The sequence below is a fragment of the Burkholderiales bacterium genome (assembly GCA_035560005.1).
Taxonomy (GTDB): domain Bacteria; phylum Pseudomonadota; class Gammaproteobacteria; order Burkholderiales; family Eutrophovitaceae; genus DASRFY01.
On the sequence record DATMAN010000077.1, the window covers coordinates 1 to 17560 of the forward strand.

The 17560-nt window shown below is 66.6% G+C and carries 17 protein-coding genes; 3 read left to right on the forward strand and 14 right to left on the reverse strand.

What is annotated here, in order from left to right:
- The 14 genes from VNM24_11680 to VNM24_11745 all read right to left on the reverse strand — a co-directional run.
- A partial coding sequence (locus VNM24_11680) for a glycine betaine ABC transporter substrate-binding protein (GenBank protein HWQ39247.1) occupies nt 1-519 on the reverse strand: 519 nt, incomplete at its 3' end.
- A 58-nt stretch (nt 520-577) separates the two neighbouring features.
- Entirely contained in the window at nt 578-1198 is a 621-nt protein-coding gene (locus VNM24_11685; protein HWQ39248.1) for a glutathione S-transferase, read from the reverse strand.
- 44 nt (nt 1199-1242) lie between these two features.
- On the reverse strand, nt 1243-2094 hold the full coding sequence (nudC, locus tag VNM24_11690; protein HWQ39249.1) for an NAD(+) diphosphatase: 852 nt from the start codon (nt 2092-2094) through the stop codon (nt 1243-1245).
- A 24-nt stretch (nt 2095-2118) separates the two neighbouring features.
- Complete coding sequence (gene lpdA, locus VNM24_11695; protein ID HWQ39250.1) at nt 2119-3903, reverse strand: dihydrolipoyl dehydrogenase; 1785 nt, start codon at nt 3901-3903, stop codon at nt 2119-2121.
- A gap of 19 nt (nt 3904-3922) precedes the next feature.
- A complete protein-coding gene (locus VNM24_11700; GenBank protein HWQ39251.1) occupies nt 3923-5179 on the reverse strand; it encodes a glutamate-5-semialdehyde dehydrogenase in 1257 nt (418 codons plus the stop codon).
- A 17-nt stretch (nt 5180-5196) separates the two neighbouring features.
- Nucleotides 5197-6234: a DNA polymerase III subunit delta gene (gene holA, locus VNM24_11705; protein ID HWQ39252.1), complete on the reverse strand. Its 1038-nt coding sequence runs from the start codon at nt 6232-6234 to the stop codon at nt 5197-5199.
- 167 nt (nt 6235-6401) lie between these two features.
- Complete coding sequence (gene ptsP, locus VNM24_11710; GenBank protein HWQ39253.1) at nt 6402-8123, reverse strand: phosphoenolpyruvate--protein phosphotransferase; 1722 nt, start codon at nt 8121-8123, stop codon at nt 6402-6404.
- 83 nt (nt 8124-8206) lie between these two features.
- Nucleotides 8207-8476, reverse strand: a complete 270-nt coding sequence (locus VNM24_11715; protein HWQ39254.1) for an HPr family phosphocarrier protein — start codon at nt 8474-8476, stop codon at nt 8207-8209.
- Nucleotides 8448-8927, reverse strand: coding sequence for a PTS fructose transporter subunit IIA (locus VNM24_11720; protein HWQ39255.1), 480 nt, complete (start codon nt 8925-8927; stop codon nt 8448-8450). Before VNM24_11720 ends, VNM24_11715 begins: the two co-directional genes overlap by 29 nt.
- The gene (gene gshB / locus VNM24_11725) at nt 8917-9879 is read right to left on the reverse strand and encodes a glutathione synthase (GenBank protein HWQ39256.1); all 963 of its coding nucleotides are present in this window, start codon (nt 9877-9879) and stop codon (nt 8917-8919) included. Before gshB ends, VNM24_11720 begins: the two co-directional genes overlap by 11 nt.
- 32 nt (nt 9880-9911) lie before the next feature.
- Nucleotides 9912-11240 carry a glutamate--cysteine ligase gene (gshA, locus tag VNM24_11730; GenBank protein ID HWQ39257.1) on the reverse strand — a complete coding sequence of 443 codons (1329 nt, stop codon included), beginning with the start codon at nt 11238-11240 and terminating at the stop codon, nt 9912-9914.
- 157 nt (nt 11241-11397) lie between these two features.
- Entirely contained in the window at nt 11398-12867 is a 1470-nt protein-coding gene (locus VNM24_11735; GenBank protein ID HWQ39258.1) for an ammonium transporter, read from the reverse strand.
- Nucleotides 12857-13195: a P-II family nitrogen regulator gene (glnK, locus tag VNM24_11740; GenBank protein HWQ39259.1), complete on the reverse strand. Its 339-nt coding sequence runs from the start codon at nt 13193-13195 to the stop codon at nt 12857-12859. Before glnK ends, VNM24_11735 begins: the two co-directional genes overlap by 11 nt.
- Nucleotides 13196-13262: 67 nt before the next feature.
- On the reverse strand, nt 13263-14042 hold the full coding sequence (locus VNM24_11745) for a TorF family putative porin (protein HWQ39260.1): 780 nt from the start codon (nt 14040-14042) through the stop codon (nt 13263-13265).
- 234 nt (nt 14043-14276) lie between these two features.
- Between VNM24_11745 and VNM24_11750 the strand changes: the two genes are divergently transcribed.
- The 3 genes from VNM24_11750 to VNM24_11760 all read left to right on the forward strand — a co-directional run bounded on the left by VNM24_11750 (nt 14277) and on the right by VNM24_11760 (nt 17463).
- A complete protein-coding gene (locus VNM24_11750) occupies nt 14277-14546 on the forward strand; it encodes an accessory factor UbiK family protein (protein ID HWQ39261.1) in 270 nt (89 codons plus the stop codon).
- 163 nt (nt 14547-14709) lie between these two features.
- Entirely contained in the window at nt 14710-16206 is a 1497-nt protein-coding gene (locus tag VNM24_11755) for a YifB family Mg chelatase-like AAA ATPase (GenBank protein HWQ39262.1), read from the forward strand.
- 222 nt (nt 16207-16428) lie between these two features.
- Nucleotides 16429-17463, forward strand: coding sequence for a VIT1/CCC1 transporter family protein (locus VNM24_11760; protein HWQ39263.1), 1035 nt, complete (start codon nt 16429-16431; stop codon nt 17461-17463).
- Nucleotides 17464-17560 lie beyond the last annotated feature (97 nt).

The window sequence follows — 17560 nt, forward strand, 5'->3', positions numbered from 1 at the left end:
CGGCACGAGCCGATAGCCGGCCGCGTCCAGACGGTATTCCTCGACGATTTTCTTCGACCCGATCATCAGCCCCGAATCGGCGCCGGGCCCGCGAATGGTCTTGTCCATCCTGGCGGCGACCTCGGGCTTGAGCAGATCGGCGACCGCCCGGACCTCGGAAGCCGGCACGTAGTCGGGTACCGCCCAGAACAGCTTCGCGTCGCCGTACAGACGCGTAATCTTCACCAGGTCGGCCTTGTACTCCTCCCAGTACCTCGCGTGGGCGTGCGGCAGCCAGGCGGCGACGAACAGGTCGATCTCTCCCGCACCCAGTTGCGGATAGATCTGGCTGTGCGTGCCTTTCTTCAGCGCCACGTTGTAGTTCAGCCGCTCCAGAACGAGCTGGATGAGCGCGGCGGTCACTTCGTAGAAGCTCAGATCGACGTGGCCGAGCGCGACATAACGCGCGTGCGCCGGACTCGCAGCCAGCAGCAGCGCGCCCAGCGCTGCGCAAAGCCACCGGCGGAGGTTTTCGATCATTCGGTTCTGCATGGGTGCTCGACTTCTTCGCTGTGTTGGCTTCGGTGTCGGGCGGCGATCAGGTGATCGGCCGCATCACCACTTTCTTGTAGGCGGGGCGTTGCGTGAGCGCGTCGAACCAGCGTCTGAGGTTGGGCTGATCCGGGTGCTCGATCGGCAGCGACATCCAGCGCCAGATGGCGCAGCCCATCGGGATGTCGCCCATGGTAAAAGCTTCGCCCGCGATGAACGCGCGGTTCCTCAGATGCGCGTCCAGATAGCCGAGGATCTCGCCGGTGCGCAGCCGCGACTCCTCCATCGCCTTCTCGTCGCGTTGGTCGACCGGCGTGCGCACCATGTTCCAGAACAACGGGCGGAAGGTCGGCCAGAAGGTCGTGGTCTGCCAGTCCATCCACTTGTCGGCTTCGGCGCGCACCTTCAAATCCTCGGGCCACAGCTTGCCCGCGCTGTGCTTGGCCGCGAGGTAGCGCACGATGGCGTTCGACTCCCACAGCACGAAGCCGTCGTCCTCGATGGTGGGAACCAGACCGTTGGGATTGAGATTACGGTACTGCGGCGTATTGACCACACCGAAGGTGCCGCCGGCGTCGATGCGCTCGTAGGGCAGCGCCATCTCCTCGCATACCCACAGGGCTTTCTGGACGTTCACCGAATTGTCACGGCCCCAGATTCGCAACATGGCTGCTCCCCCTTTCCTTGACGTCCTTGGTGCTGCTTGCGTGTCTAGCGCGCGTTTCTCAGCTCGGCCAGCGTGGCTTCGATCAGCCGCCGCGAGATGCTGATCGGGCTGGGCAGCACCTGCGGGAGCCGCTCGGCGCTGAACCAGTCCGCGGCCTCGATTTCCATCGGGTCCGGGTGCAGTTCGCCCCCGGCGTAGTCGCAGTGAAACGCGATCATCAGCGAATGCGGAAACGGCCACGGCTGGCTGGCGAAATAGCGCAGATTGGATACATGGATGCCGACCTCTTCCTCGACCTCGCGGGTCAGCGTCTGTTCCAGCGTCTCGCCCGGTTCCGAGAACCCGGCCAGCGCCGAGTACATGCCGGGCGGGAAGTGCGGCGAGCGGGCCAGCAGGAAGTCGCGACCCCTGCGCACCAGCGCCATCACCGCCGGCGCGATGCGCGGATAGTGAAGCTGCCCGCAGCGCGGGCATGCACGCGCGCGCTCGCCGGGCTTGAGCTGCGTCGGCGTGCCGCAACGGCCGCAGAACTGGTGCGAGCGGTCCCAGTCCATGATCTGGAAGGCGCGGCCGGCCAGCGCGAACACCGTGTCATCCAGCGCGCCGAACAGCGCGCGCAGTCCGGACCACTTCATGCCCGGCGGCGCCGGTGAGCTCTCTTCCACCTCGGCGGTGAAGCACGGAACGTTGCCGAGTGCGCCCAGATATTGCGAGCGTACCGACGCGAGGCCCAGATCGGCGAGCGAACGCGCCTGAGGTATGCGCACCCCCTGCGGCGCGGCTTGCACCAGAATCTGACTGCCCTGGAACACGAACCAGAGGACAGGCGAGTCCAGCCGCCGCGGCGGCACGCAGGATGCGACGAAGCGTTCCGGAGCGGAGAGGATCATCTGCATGTCGCACCTCCGCGAGGCATGCCGTTATTTCTTCTTGGGCATGTACAGGTCGGTGATCGACCCTTCGGCGATCTCGGCCGCGAAGAACACGGTCTCGGAAAGCGTTGGATGCGGGTGGATGGTAAGCCCGATGTCTTGCGCGTCGGCCCCCATTTCCAGCGCCAGCACCGTTTCGGAAATCAGCTCGCCGGCGTTGGGTCCGACGATGCCCGCGCCGAGCAGGCGCCGGCTGGCGGCATCGAAGATCAGCTTGGTCATGCCTTCGTCGCGCGCGGTGGCCAGCGCGCGCCCGCTCGCCGCCCACGGGAACACGGCCTTCTCGATGGCGATCCCCTGCGTCTTCGCCTGCGTCTCGGTCAGCCCCATCCACGCGACCTCGGGGTCCGTGTAGGCGACCGAGGGCACGGTACGCGCGTCGAACGCCGCCTTGTGGCCGGCGATCACCTCGGCCGCGACTTTGCCTTCGTGAGTGGCCTTGTGCGCGAGCATCGGCTCGCCGCAGACGTCGCCGATCGCGAAGACGTGCGGCACGTTGGTACGCATCTGCTTGTCGACCGGAATGTAACCGCGCTGGTCCACCGTCACGCCCGCCGCCTCGGCGCCGATCGCCTTGCCATTGGGCTGCCGGCCAACGGCGAGCAGGACACGGTCGAAGACCTGCGGCTGCGGCGCGCTCTGTCCTTCGAAGGTGGCTTTCAGTCCGTTGGAAACGGGCTCGAGCCGGACGACCTTGGTCTTGAGGTGGATTGCCTCGTAGCGCTTCTCGATGCGCTTTTGCAGCGGTTTGACCAGGTCGCGGTCGGCGCCCGGCATCAACCCGTCGAGCAGCTCGACCACGGTGATCTTGGAGCCCAGCGCGTCGTAGACGCAGGCCATTTCCAGTCCGATGATGCCGCCGCCGATGACCAGCAGCCGCGGAGGGATGTCGGACAGCTCCAGCGCGCTGGTGGAATCGAGCAGGCGCGGGTCGTCGTAGGGCAAGCCCGGAATGCGCGCGGACTGCGAGCCCGCCGCGATGATGGCGTAGTCGAACGACACTTTCTTGACGCCCTCCGCACCTGTCACTTCGATCATGTGCGGCGAGACGAACTTCCCCACGCCCTGCACGACGGTCACTTTGCGCTGCTTGGCGAGCGAGGACAGTCCCTTCGTCAGCCGGCCCACCACGTTTTCCTTCCAGCCACGCAGCTTGGGCAGCTCGATCGCCGGCTTTCCGAACACGACGCCGTAGTGGCTCATCTCCTCTGCTTCCGCCACAACCCGCGCGGCGTGCAGCAGCGCCTTGGAGGGAATGCAGCCGACGTTCAGGCACACGCCGCCCAGCGTGGGATAGCGCTCGATCAGCGCGACCTGCTTGCCGAGATCGGCGGCGCGGAACGCCGCCGTGTAGCCGCCCGGGCCCGACCCCAGCACCACCACGTCGGCGTGCAGATCGCCTTTGGCGGCGGGACTGTCCGATACGATCGCCGGCGCCGCGGGCGGTGGCGCCGCGGCGGGTCTGGCGGCTTCCGCCTCGGGCGCCTCGGCTTTGGCCGGCGCCGGTGCGGCCGGAGCCTTTGCCTGCGCGTCCACCGCTTCGAGCAGCAGGATGAGGCTGCCCTCGGAGACCTTGTCGCCGAGCTTGACCTTTATCTCCTTGACGACCCCTGCCGCGGGAGAGGGCACGTCCATGGTTGCCTTGTCGGACTCCAGCGTGACGAGCGCAGCCTCCTTCTCGATCCGCTCGCCCGGCTTGACCAGCACGTCGATCACCGGGACGTCCTTGAAGTCACCGATGTCCGGCACTTTCACTTCGATCGGTTGGCTCATCTGTGATTGATTCCGGCCGTCATGTACGCACGTGGCCGTCGCCGAGCACGATCCACTTGAGCGAGGTCAGCCCCTCCAGGCCGACCGGGCCGCGCGCGTGCAGCTTGTCCGTCGAGATGCCGACTTCCGCGCCCAGGCCGTACTCGAACCCGTCGGCGAACCGGGTCGAGGCGTTGACCATGACGGAAGAGGAATCGACCTCGCGCAGAAAACGCCGCGCCCGGGCCACGTCCTCGGTCACGATGGCGTCGGTGTGCTGCGAGCCGTACACGGCGATATGCTCGATCGCCTGATCGAGGTCTTCCACGACGCGCACCGCCAGCACCGGCGCCAGATACTCCGTGTACCAGTCCTGCTCGGTCGCGGGCAGCATCCGTGGAACGATCGCCCGCGCGCGCTCGTCGCCGCGCAGCTCGACGCCCTTCTCGAGGTAGATCCGGCACAGCGGCGGCAGCACCTGCGACGCAATACCCTGATGCACCAGCAGCGTCTCCATGGTGTTGCAGGTCCCGTAGCGCTGGGTCTTGGCGTTGTCGGCGATGCGGATCGCCTTGTCGAGGTCGGCGCGTTCGTCGATGTACACGTGGCACACGCCATCCAGGTGCTTGAGCACCGGGATGCGCGACTCGCTGGCGATGCGTTCGATCAAGCTCTTGCCGCCCCGCGGCACGATGATGTCGACGTAGTCCTTCATCGCGATCAGCTCGCCCACCGCGGCGCGATCGGTCGTCTCGACCACCTGCACCGCATCCTCGGGCAGCCCTGCCTTGCGCAGCCCTTCGTGCACGCAGCGCGCGATGGCCTGGTTGGAATGGATCGCTTCGGAACCGCCGCGCAGGATCGCGGCGTTCCCCGATTTCAGGCATAGTCCGGCCGCGTCGGCGGTCACATTGGGGCGCGACTCGTAGATGATGCCGATCACGCCGAGCGGCACGCGCATGCGGCCGACCTGGATGCCGCTCGGCCGGTAGCGCAGCTCGGTGATCTCCCCCACCGGATCGGGCAGTTGCGCGATCTGGCGCAAGCCCTCGGCCATCGCCGCAATGCTCTTCTCGCCGAGGGTCAGGCGCTCGATCATGGCGGATTCCAGCCCCTCGGCTTTCGCACTGGAGACATCCCGGGCATTGGCTTCGAGCAGACGCGAGGCGTCGCGCTCGATGGCTTCGGCCAGTGCGAGCAGCGCCGCGTCCTTGGCGCGCGTCTCGGCCTTGGCCAGGGCGCGAGCAGCGGCGCGCGCGGCGCGCCCGACGGCGTGCATGTAAGACTGGATATCCATGAGGATCCCGGTGGCGGCTACGCGGAAATTCTACCGCCAATCCCGTCGTTCGCCTCCGGCATCAGAGCAAGACCGAGCCGCAGCAGCGCATCCCACGCGTCGCCTTCGCTCAACCCCTTGATGATCCGGTCCACTTCAGCCGCCGCGGCCAGCGCTTCGAGCAGCGAGGCCTGGTCCAGCCGCTCCAGTGCTTTCGGCATCCATTGTTGGCGCGGTCCCCAGACCCTGGCCTCGCGCATCGCATGGGGCAGCGGCGCGCCGCGCGCCACCAGGCGCTTGATACGCGCCATGACGCGCGCTTCTTCGGCGATCGCCCACAGCACGAGCGGCGGGGCGACGCCCTCGGCGCGCAAGCCATCGAGCATGCGCACGAAGTGCGCGCGTTCGCCGCGCAGGATCGCCGGCCCCAGCTCGAAGACGTCGAAGCGGGCCACGTCGAGCACCGCGTTCTTCACGTCCTCGAATTGCAGTTCTCCGGGGGGAAAGAGCAGGGCAAGCTTCATCACTTCCTGATGCGCGGCCATGAGGTTGCCTTCCACACGCTGGGCGACGAAGTGCAGCGTTTCCTCGGAGGCGTGCTGATCCTGTGCCGCCAGCCTTTGCCCGATCCACTGCGGCAAGCGCTCGCGTGCGACCGCTGCCGCGTGCACGGCGACGCCCGCGCGCTCCAGTGCCTCGAACCAGGCGGATGCCAGCGCCTGACGATCCAGTTCGGGCAGGCCGATCAGGACGATCGTGTCTTCGGGAAGCGATCGTGCGAGCTGCGCCAGCGCCTCGGCGCCTTCCTTGCCGGGCTTGCCGGACGGGATGCGCAGATCGAGGAGTCGCTTGGACGCGAACAGCGACAGATTCGCGCCCGCGGCGAGCGCCTCGTTCCAGTCGAAGCCCGCTTCGGCGATGAGCACCTTGCGTTCTTCGTGACCTGCGGCCGCAGCCGCGGCGCGGATCCGGTCGGCCGCCTCCAGCGCGAGCAGCAGCTCCTCGCCGTAGACCACGTACAGCGGCGCCAGCCCGCGCTTCAGTTGCCGGGGGAGTTGTTCAGAATCGATCCGCATTTACGAACCGACCACGCAGACACGGGGGCGCGGAAGAAGAGCGACACTCGAACACAGGAAGGCACGGAGAAAGACCGGAACGTCTCGGGCGCGGGCACTCGCCTGGCAGGTCTCAACACCGTCTCGGTGCTTCTGTGTCTCCGGGGTCCTTGCGGTGCGCCGCATCATCAACGGTTCATGCGGGCGAGCAGGCTGCTCAGGCGGTCAGGCTCGTCGCTGCGCAGCATCTTCTGCGTGAGCACCAGGATTTCCGGCAGGTCGGTCTTCAACACCACCTGCTTGACAGCCAGCAGATACGCCGGATGCATCGAGAGCTGCCGCAGCCCCAGGCCCAGCAGCAGCCGCACGAGCTTTACATCGCCCGCCATCTCGCCGCAGATCGCAACCGGCTTGCCCGCCCGGTTCGCGCTGCGAATGATGTGCGACAGCAGGTTGAGCACGGCCGGGTGCAGCGGGTCGTAGAGGTGGGAGACCGAATCGTCGCTGCGATCGATCGCCAGCGTGTACTGGATGAGGTCGTTGGTGCCGATCGAGATGAAGTCGAGCCGGCGCATGAACATGTTGAGCGAGAGCGCCGCCGCCGGCACCTCGATCATGCCTCCCACCTGGACCTTGCGGTCGTAGGGGATGCCGTCGCGCTCGAGGCTGGCCTTGGCTTCCTGTACCAGATGCAGCGTCTGGTTCAGCTCGGCGATCGACGACAGCATCGGGATCAGCAACTTGACCTTGCCGTAGTGGGACGCGCGCAGGATGGCGCGCAACTGTCGATGGAACATGTGCGGCTCGGCGAGGCACAGCCGGATCGCGCGCAGTCCCAGCGCCGGGTTGGGCGTCACCCGGCCGCCTGCGTCGAGCTGCTTGTCGGCACCCAGATCGAAGGTGCGGATGGTGACCGGCATCCCGTCCATCTCGGTGACGACCCTGCGGTAGGCGTCGAACTGTTCGTCTTCGCTCGGCAGATCGCGCCGGTTCAGGAACAGGAACTCGGTTCTGAACAAGCCGATGCCTTCCGCGCCGTTCTCCTTGGCGTCCGCCACGTCTTCCGGCAACTCGATGTTGGCCTGCAGCTCGATCGGCGTGCCGTCGAGCGTCGTGGTGCGGGTGCGCTTGAGGCGCTTGAGCTTCTGGCGCTCGATCTCCCACTGTTCCTGGCGCAGCTTGTATTCCCCGAGCACCGTCTTGTCGGGGTTGACGATGACCACGCCGTTGCTGCCGTCCACGATCAACAGCTCGTTCTCGCGGATCAGGGTGCGCGCGTGGTGCAGCGCCACCACCGAGGGGATGTTGAGGCTGCGCGCGACGATCGCCGTATGCGAGGTCGCACCGCCCAGATCGGTGATGAAGCTCGCGAACTGGTGCTGCTTGAAGAGGATGACGTCGGCCGGCGACAGATCGTGGGCCACGAGGATCGCGTTGCCCCCGGGCAGCGCACGCACCGCGCGTCCGGGCTGGCCCATCAGCGCCTTCAACACCTGCTCGACTACCTGGATGATGTCGTTGCGGCGCTCGCGCAGGTAGCCGTCCTCGATGCTCGCGAACTGATCGAGCAGTTCCTCCATCTGCAGCTTCAGCGCCCACTCGGCGTTGCACGACTGGCTCTCGATCAGCGTCTTGGGCGCTTCCGACAGGGTCGGATCGTCGAGGATCATGCGGTGCAGATTGAGAAACGCCGCGAATTCCGGCGGGGCGCCGGCGGGCACATGCTGCGAGAGTGCGGCGAATTCACTGCGCACCTGAGTCACCGCCGCGTCGAATCGCGCCTTTTCTTGCGCCACCCGCGACTTCGGAATGTCGTAGTGGGCGACTTCGAGCTGGGCGTGAGACACGAGCTGCGCGCGCCCGATCGCGACGCCGCCCGAGATGCCGATGCCGTGGATGGTGAAGCTCATTGCCGCGGGACGGTGACCGCCGACCGTTAACGGGTGAGGTACCTGCAGGAGACCTGGCTCGTCACGCATCGCTCGTCACGCGCTCATTCTCCTTCGTCGAACTTGCTTTCGATCAGGCGCACCAGCGCGTCGATGGCCTCGTTTTCGTCGGGGCCGTCGGTTTCCAGGGTCACCGTCGCTCCTTTGGCGGCGGCGAGCATCATGACGCCCATGATGCTCTTGGCGTTCACCCGGCGGCCGTCGCGCGAGATCCACACTTCGCTGCGGTACTTGCCCGCGAGCTGCGTGAGCTTGGCCGAGGCGCGGGCGTGCAGCCCCAGCTTGTTAGCGATTTCGACTTGCCGCTGTTGCATTCTCGTACTGGGGCAAGGGCAGCCGCACGATGCCTTCCATGCCGCCGGAAACGGCTTTGCCGACGACCGTCGCCAGCGGTGCGTCGCGATAGGTCAGCGCTCTCACCAGCATCGGCAGGTTCACGCCGGCCACCCCCTCGACCTTGCCGGGCGCGAGCAGCGTGAGCGCGATGTTGCAGGGCGTGGCGCCGTAGATGTCGGAGAGCACCAGCACGCCCTGGCCCTGGTCCAGCGTCTTGATGAGCCGGATGGCCTGCGGCTGGATCTGCTGCGGATCGTCGTGCGGCGTGACGCCGATCTGCATCAGCAGCGGGGGACGACTGCCCATGACGTGGCTTGCGCAATGGATCAGGCTCTCGCCGAGCGTGCCGTGGGTGATCAGCAGGATTCCGACCATGGATACAAGTATGAAGGAGGAAGGAGGAAGGATGAAGGCGCCCTCATCCTTCATCTCCTTGCGCCTTCGTCCTCGCTCTTTCCAGCGCGTCGATCATCATGCCGGCGACGTTGAACCCGGTCTGATCCTCGATCTCGCGCATGCAGGTCGGGCTGGTGACGTTGACTTCGGTCAGCCAGCCGCCGATCACGTCCAGCCCCACCAGCATCAGGCCATGCTTGTTCAGTTCCGGCCCGAGTGCGAGCGCGATTTCCTTCTCGCGCGCAGTGAGCGGCTGCGCCACGCCGCGGCCACCCGCCGCGAGGTTGCCGCGGGTCTCGCCCGGCTTCGGGATTCGCGCCAGCGCGTACGGCACCGGCTCGCCGCCGATCACCAGCACGCGCCGGTCGCCTTCGCTGATCTCGGGGATGAAGCGCTGGGCCATGATCGTGCGCCGCCCATAGTGCGTGAGCGTTTCGATGACCACGCCGACGTTGTGGTCCTGGCGATGCAACCGGAAGACCGAGCTGCCCCCCATGCCGTCCAGCGGCTTGAGCACGATGTCGCCGTGCTCGGCGAGAAAGGCGCGGATCAGCGCTTCGTCGCGCGCGACCAGGGTCGGCACGGTGAACTGCGGGAATCGGGTGATGGCCAGCTTTTCGTTGAAGTCGCGCAGGGCGCGCGGGTCGTTCACCACGCGCGCCCCCTGCGCCTGCGCCAGCTCGAGCAGATAGGTGCTGTAGACGTATTCCATGTCGAAAGGAGGATCCTTTCGCATGAGCACGAAGTCGAACGACTCGGGCGCGGTTGCCGTCCGCTCCCCGGTGTCGTACCAGTGGTGCGCGTCGCCGGTAATGCGCAGCGCACGCGTGAAGGCCACGACCCGCCGATCCTTCCAGACCAGGTCCTCCTGGTGCAGGACTGCGAGCGAATGCCCGCGCCTGGCCGCCTCGCGCATCATCGCGTAGGAGGAGTCCTTGTAGGTCTTGATCGACTCGAGCGGGTCGAGAACGAACGCGAGCTTCATGGAGGCGGTGACGCCCGGTCGCTCGTCACTGTCTACGCGCGGGCGACGCGCGGGGCCGCAACGGCGGGGTCGTTCGGGATTTCCCGGGCCTGCTCCATGCGCTCCAGCTCGACCGCGGCAGCGAGCAGCGCCAGGCGGGCGATGACCCCGTAGGCATAGAAGCGGTTCGGCGGACAGTCCGGATTGGCGTCGATCTCCGGCTGCATGCAGCTGATGTCGAATGGCAGGGGCTCGAAGTGCATGCCTGGGGCGTTCAGGTTTTCATCGACGCCGCGTTGGGTGTGCACCCGGTAGAAGCCGCCGACCACGAAGTGATCGATCATGTAGATCACCGGTTCGGCCACGCCGCCGTTGATGGTCTCGAAGGTGTGCACGCCTTCCTGCACGATCACGTGGGTGACTTGCAGTCCTTCCTTGACCACCGCCATCTTGTTGCGCTGCCTGCGGTTCAGGCCCTGCACTTCCGAGGGGTCCTTCACGCTCATCACGCCCATCCCGTAGGTGCCGGCGTCGGCCTTGACGATGACGAAGGGCACATGGTCGATGCCGTACTCGCGGTACTTCTCGCGGGTCCTGGCCAGTATGTGATCGACCCAGCTCGCCAGGCATTCCTCGCCCACGCGCTCCTGGAAATCGATCTCGCCGCAGGTGGCGAAATAGGGCGTGATCAGCCAGGGGTCGATGCCGATGAGCTTTGCGAACTCGCCCGCGACTTCCTCATAGGCGGTGAAGTGGTTGGACTTGAGCCGCGTCGACCAGCCGGCGTACAGCGGCGGGATGACCGGCTGTTCCAGGTTCTTCAGGATCTCCGGAACTCCCGCCGAGAGGTCGTTGTTCAGCAGGATCGTGCAGGGGTCGAAATCGGCCAGCCCGAGCCGGTTGCCGCGGCGCACGAGCGGCTCGAGCGTGAGCTTGTCCCCGCTGGGCAGATCGAAGGTGGTCGGCGCGCTGATTTCGGGCAGCAGGGTGCCCACGCGCACCTTCAAACCCGCGAGCTGAAGGATGCCTTTGAGCGCCACGACATTGTGCAGGTAGTGGATATTGCGCGTGTGGTTCTCCGGAACGATCAGGAAGCCGCGCGCATCCGGGCACACTTTCTCGACCGCGCTCATCACGGCCTGAACGCACAGCGGAAGAAACGCCTTGTTCAGATTGTTGAATCCGCCGGGAAAGAGATTGGTATCCACCGGCGCGAGCTTGAATCCCGCGTTGCGCAGATCGGTGGAGGCATAGAACGGCGCGGCGTGGTCCTGCCACTGGCCGCGGAACCAGTGCTCGATCGCCGGCATGGCATCCAGAAACTGCTTCTCCAGCGACAGCAGCGGTCCCGTCAGCGTGGTGGACAGGGAAGGAAGGGTCATGGGGATTCCGGCAAGGGGGTCGAAGGATTGTATCAAAGCACCCTTCCCGGCCCCCGCACCTTCGCGCAGGCCGGCCGGTGCCAAAGCTCTGGAAACAAGACGGGCGCCCGAAGGCGCCCGTCGCTGTTGCCCGCGCTGCTCGCGCGCGAACGACGCGCTAGCTGTGGTAGGCCATTTCCCCGTGCTGGGTGGAGTCCAGGCCCTCGCGCTCCTGGTCTTCGGGCACGCGCAGCCCCACGATCAGGTCGGTCACCTTGAAGGCGATCGCGGCCACGACGCCGGACCAGATCAGCGAGGTGAGCACCGCCCAGCCCTGTGACGTGAGCTGTCCCGCGATCGAGAACTCGCCCGCGGCGTTGGCCACGTAGTCATACCACGAAGTGCCGCCGAGCGAGGGCGAAGCGAAGATGCCGGTCCCCAGGGCGCCGATGATCCCGCCCACGCCGTGCACGCCGAACACGTCGAGGGCGTCGTCGTAGCCGAGCTTGGCTTTCAGCCAGATCACCGCCCAGAGGCAGACCACGCCGGCGACGATGCCGAGCACCAGCGCGCCCATCGGCCCGACGAAGCCGCAGGCCGGCGTGATCGCCACCAGGCCGGCGATGGCGCCGGAAGCGATGCCGAGCATGGTGGGCTTGCCGCGCACCATCCACTCGACGAACATCCACGACAGGGCCGCCGCGGCGGTGGCGAGCAGCGTGTTGACCATCACCATCGCGGCCAGACCGGTCGCCTCGAGGTTCGAGCCCACGTTGAAACCGAACCAGCCCACCCACAGCAGCGAAGCGCCGGCCATGGTCAGTCCCAGGTTGTTGGGCGGCATGGCTTCCTTGCCATAGCCGATGCGCTTGCCGACCAACAGCGCACCGACCAGCCCGGCGATGCCGGCGTTGATATGCACCACGGTTCCGCCCGCGAAGTCCAGCGCGCCTTTCTGGAACAGGAAGCCCGCGGTCGCGCCTGCGGCCTCGGCCGCCGCCGCATCGGTGTAGGCGTCGGGGCCGGCCCAGTACCACACCATGTGCGCGATCGGCAGGTAGGAGAAGGTGAACCAGATCACCATGAACACGAGCACCGCCGAGAACTTCATGCGTTCGGCGAAGGCTCCCACGATCAGCGCGGGCGTGATCGCGGCGAAGGTGAGCTGGAACACGATGTAGACGTATTCGGGGATATACACGCCCTTGCTGAAGGTCGCCGCCAGCGACTCGCCGTTCACGCCCTTCAGGAACATCTTGCTCAAGCCCCCGAAGAAGGCGTTGCCCTCCGTGAAGGCCACGCTGTATCCGTAGATCGCCCACAGCACCGCGATCAGGCAGAAGATCGTGAACACTTGCATCAACACCGAGAGCATGTTCTTGGCGCGCACCAGCCCGCCGTAGAACAGCGCCAGTCCCGGAATCGTCATCAGGATGACCAGCACGGTGGCGACCAGCATCCAGGACGTGTCGCCCTTGTTGACCGTCGGGGCGGGCGCGGCAGCCGCCGGGGCTTGCGCCGCCGCCTGGGCGGCGGGTGAGGGCGCCGCGTCCTGCGCAAGGACCGGTGCCGTCGCGCCGCACAAGGCGGCACACAGCGCCAGCAGCGTCAGAATTCTCTTGATCATGTTGGTCTCCCTATAGGGCATCGGCGCCGGTTTCGCCGGTGCGGATGCGAACGACCTGCTCAAGGTCGAAGACGAAGATCTTTCCATCGCCGATCTTGCCGGTGCTGGCCGATTTCTCGATCGCTTCGATCACTTGCTCGAGCATGTCGTCCTTGATCGCGGCCTCGATCTTGACCTTGGGCAGGAAATCGACGACGTACTCGGCGCCACGGTAGAGCTCGGTATGCCCCTTCTGCCTGCCGAAACCCTTGACTTCGGTCACTGTGATCCCCTGCACGCCGACGGCGGACAAGGCCTCACGCACCTCGTCAAGCTTGAACGGCTTGATGATCGCGGTTACCAGTTTCATGCTGCCTCCCTGGTCTTGTGTGAAGAAAAAGGGCCCGGCTGGCCCCGGGCCCGGTTGCGTGAATCCATCAGAAAGTCCGGGTCACCGACAGGATGACGGTGCCATCGCCGAGAAACACCTGCTCGCCGTTGGCCTTCGTCACCGTGTAGTTCGCTTCCTCGGCGTCGGTGTCCTTGTAGGCGAGCCCGAAGTTGAAGCCCTCCCACAGGTAGTTGGCGCCGATCCTGTAGTCGGTGTAGTCCAGATCGATAATGCTTCCCTCCACGGTCTGCTTGCCCACGTGAGCCGTGACCGAGAACGCATCCGTCACCGGATAGGTGGCCGACAGGTCGAAATAGATGGAGCCTTTGCTGTCGTCGTTGAATGCCGAAGGGCAGCTGGTGGCGTTGCAGCCGAAGAAGTCGGTCACGGCGTAGTACACCCTGGCGCTCAGCCACTTCCAGGAACCGCCGAGCACGAGTTCCAGCGTGTCGTAGGACTCGCCGGTCCCGGTGATCTCGGCGCCGGGATAGTAGTAGTACACGGCGCCGCCGTTGATGCCGAAATCGCCGAAGGCCTTGCTCCAGCCGCCGTAGAAATCCCACTCCAGCGAGCCGTCCGCGAACTGGATTCCGCTGATGTTCGAGCCCCAAGTGCCGAGGTACAGCCCGCTCGAATGCACGTAGTCGAACCCGCCCTGGACTGCGGGTTCCTCCATCGTCTGCGTCAGCCCGCGAAACGAATAGTCGGAAAAGAATCCGATGTTCGCGGTGAGGGTGTGAGGCGAAGCCGCGTCCTGCGCGAGCGACATTCCCGGCAGAGCGAACACCGCGGCCACGGCCGTCGCGATGAGTTTCTTCTTGAACATGATCCTGGTTCCTTGTGCAGTAAGACGACGCGAAAACAAGCGGGCTGTGCTGTCTGCATACCGCGTGCCAGTCCTGTTCTTCATGGAACTCAATCGCTTATCGTGCATGCCTGGGTGTGGCCAGACTCCGGTGCACCAATCAGAAGCGCCGCGGCCGTCACGGGCACCCCGATGGTGCGAACGCTTTCGGCCGCAGCGGTTTGCTACACTGGGGCCGGCGAGGAGGCTTTTTGCGTGGATCGCAGGTTCATCGATGAGATCAGTCGCCGTGCCGCGGAGGTGATCGCCAGTACTCCGGTCGGCGATATGCAGAAGAACCTGCGCGCGCTGTTCACCGCATGGCTGGAGCGGCTCGACCTGGTGACGCGCGAAGAACTCGACGCGCAGATGCAGGTCCTGCGGCGCACGCGCGAAAAGCTGGAACAGCTGGAGGCGCGGGTGGCGCAACTGGAAGCGAGGGGCAAGGCCGAGGGCATGAAGCGAGAGACGAGAGACGCGCAATGACGGTGCCGGCCTGAAAGACCTCACCGCCCCCAAAGGACACCGAGAAATCGAAAACGGGGAGGTCGTGTCAGCGGTCCCGCGCAGCGCGCGGCGCCGCAGCACGCGCGCCGCATGCGCTTCTGCGCCGCATCCTTGATCTTTCCGCCTGCATCCCGGTCTTTCCATGTCCCTCGCGGTCCTCTTTAGTCGCGCGCTGGCCGGAATGGACGCGCCGGAGGTCACGGTCGAAGTGCACCTGGCCAACGGACTTCCCAGCTTCACCATCGTGGGCTTGCCGGAAATCGAGGTGAAGGAGGCGCGCGACCGGGTCCGCTCGGCGCTCGTCAACTGCCGCTTCGAGTTTCCAGCGAGGCGCATCACCGTCAATCTCGCGCCTGCCGATCTTCCCAAGGAAAGCGGCCGTTTCGACCTGCCCATCGCGCTCGGCATCCTCGCCGCTTCGGGCCAGTTGCCGCGCGAGGCGCTGTCGCGCTACGAGTTCGCCGGCGAACTGGCCCTGACCGGAGCGTTGCGCCCGATCCGCGGCGCGCTGGCCATGACCTATCGCGCGCATCGCTCCGGACGCTGTTTCGTATTGCCGGAAGCGAGCGCCGAAGAGGCCGCGCTGGTCCCGCAGGCGACCGTACTGCCCGCCGGTTCGCTGCTGGAGGTCTTCGCCCATTTGTGCGGCAAGCAGGTGCTCCAGCCCCGCCCACCGGCGGCGGTCGCGGCCCCGCCGGATGGTCCGGATATGGCGGAGGTGAAGGGCCAGTTGCAGGCCAAGCGCGCGCTGGAGATTGCGGCGGCCGGCGGACACAGCGTGCTCATGGTGGGGCCGCCCGGTACCGGCAAGACCATGTTGGCCGAACGGCTGGCCGGAATCCTTCCGCCGATGAGCGACGAGGAGGCGCTGGAATCGGCCGCCATCCAGTCGCTCGGCTCCCAGGGCTTCAACGTGCGCGACTGGAAACGGCGGCCTTACCGCGCGCCTCACCACACGGCCTCGGCGGTCGCGCTGGTGGGCGGCGGCAGTCATCCGCGCCCCGGAGAGATCTCGCTCGCCATGAACGGCGTGCTGTTTCTGGACGAACTGCCCGAATTCGGCCGCGAGGTGCTGGAAGTGCTGCGCGAGCCCCTGGAGTCCGGCCGCATCGTCGTTTCGCGCGCCGCACAGCAGGCCCAGTTCCCGGCCCGCTTCCAGCTCGTGGCCGCGATGAATCCCTGCCCGTGCGGCTATCTCGGGCACTACAGCGGGCGCTGCCGCTGCACCCCGGAGCAGGTGGCGCGCTACCGCAACCGCATTTCCGGGCCGCTGATGGATCGCATCGATCTGCACATCGAGGTGCCCGCCGTGCCCGAGTCCGACCTCGCGTCGCGGCAGAGCGGTGAATCGAGCGCACAGATTCGCGAGCGCGTCGCCGCCGCGCGCGAGCGCCAGATGCGGCGCCAGGACAAGCCGAACGCGCTGCTGGGCGTCAAGCAGATCGAAGCGCTGTGCGCGCCGGACGCCGAAGGCGAAAGACTCGCGCGCTCCGCGCTCACCCGCCTCGGGCTGTCGGCCCGCGCGTATCATCGGGTGCTCAAGGTCGCGCGCACGATCGCCGACCTCGCCGGCGCTGAAGGCGTGAGGGCTGCGCACGTCGCCGAGGCGATCCAGTACCGCCGCTTCGAACGCTCCTGAGTCGAAACCGAAGCTCTCACCGCGCAGGACGCTGCGGACGCGGATGAATCCGAGAAAAAGAGCGAGCTACGAAGACACGAAGATACACAAGGAAGAACTGGATGTGCTGTCCTCGTGCTCCTTTGTGTCTTTGTGCCTTGGTGGTGTGCTTTGCAGGGTTCCGTCTTCCGTTTGCCTCGCGCCCTCCGCGGTGAGAGTCTGGTTTCTTTCTCTTGCACGCCCATGCATGCACTGGATAGTTGGATAGAGGAAAAGCGCTCGGCGTATCTGTACCGCGTGGTCGCGGAGTGCGAGCGCGGCACCGCGCGCGAGGCGCTGTTCCGGGAGCTGGCCGCCGAGGCGGACAAGCAGGCGCAGATCTGGGCCGGGGAGATCCGGCGCCAGGGCGGCGCAGTCCCGCAGGACTACGAGCCCGATCTGCGCACGCGGATCGTCGCGCGGCTCACCCGCTCGCTCGGGCCGCGGGCCACGCGTGGCGTGCTCGCGGCGATGAAGGTGCGCGGCATGTCGCTGTACGCCACGGTGGACCCGCGCCACTACGTTCCCGGCGCCGCTTCCGGTGCCGAGGGGCGGCATCGCGGGCTCGCCGGCGGAGGCAACCTGCGCGCCGCGGTCTTCGGCGTCAACGACGGGCTGGTGTCCAACGCGAGCCTCATCCTGGGCGTGGCGGGCGCGACCTCGCACAACGAAGTGATCCTGCTGTCTGGAGTCGCCGGGCTGCTGGCGGGCGCCTTTTCCATGGCGGCGGGCGAGTACGTCTCGGTGCGCTCGCAGCGCGAGATGTTCGAATACCAGATCGGCCTCGAGGCCGAAGAGCTCAAACAGTACCCGAAGGAAGAGGCCGGCGAGCTGGCGCTGATCTACGAAGCCCGCGGAGTGCCGCGCGCGCACGCGCAGCGCATGGCGGACGACATCGTCGCCGATCCCGGCAAGGCGCTCGATGCGCTCGCGCGCGAAGAGCTGGGACTCAATCCGGATGCTCTGGGTTCGCCCTGGGGCGCGGCCGGTTTCTCGTTCGCTTCGTTCGCGGCGGGCGCGCTGATCCCCTTGCTGCCTTTCCTGTTCTCCGCCGGAGGCGGCGCGCTCGCGGTGTCGATCGCCTTGACCGCGGCCGCATTGTTCGCGGTCGGCAGTGCGCTCAGCCTGTTCACCGGCCGCCAGGCTTTCGCCGGCGGACTGAGGATGCTCGCGATCGGCGGCGCAGCCGGGGCACTGACTTTCCTGATCGGCAAATGGCTGGGGGTGACGCTCGGGTGAAAACTGCGAGCCCGTGAGGTGACCGGCTGGTCACGGTTGGCTTGATCGGTCGATCACCGGCCCGCTCACGTTGACAGCCCAGCGCCAAACGGCTACC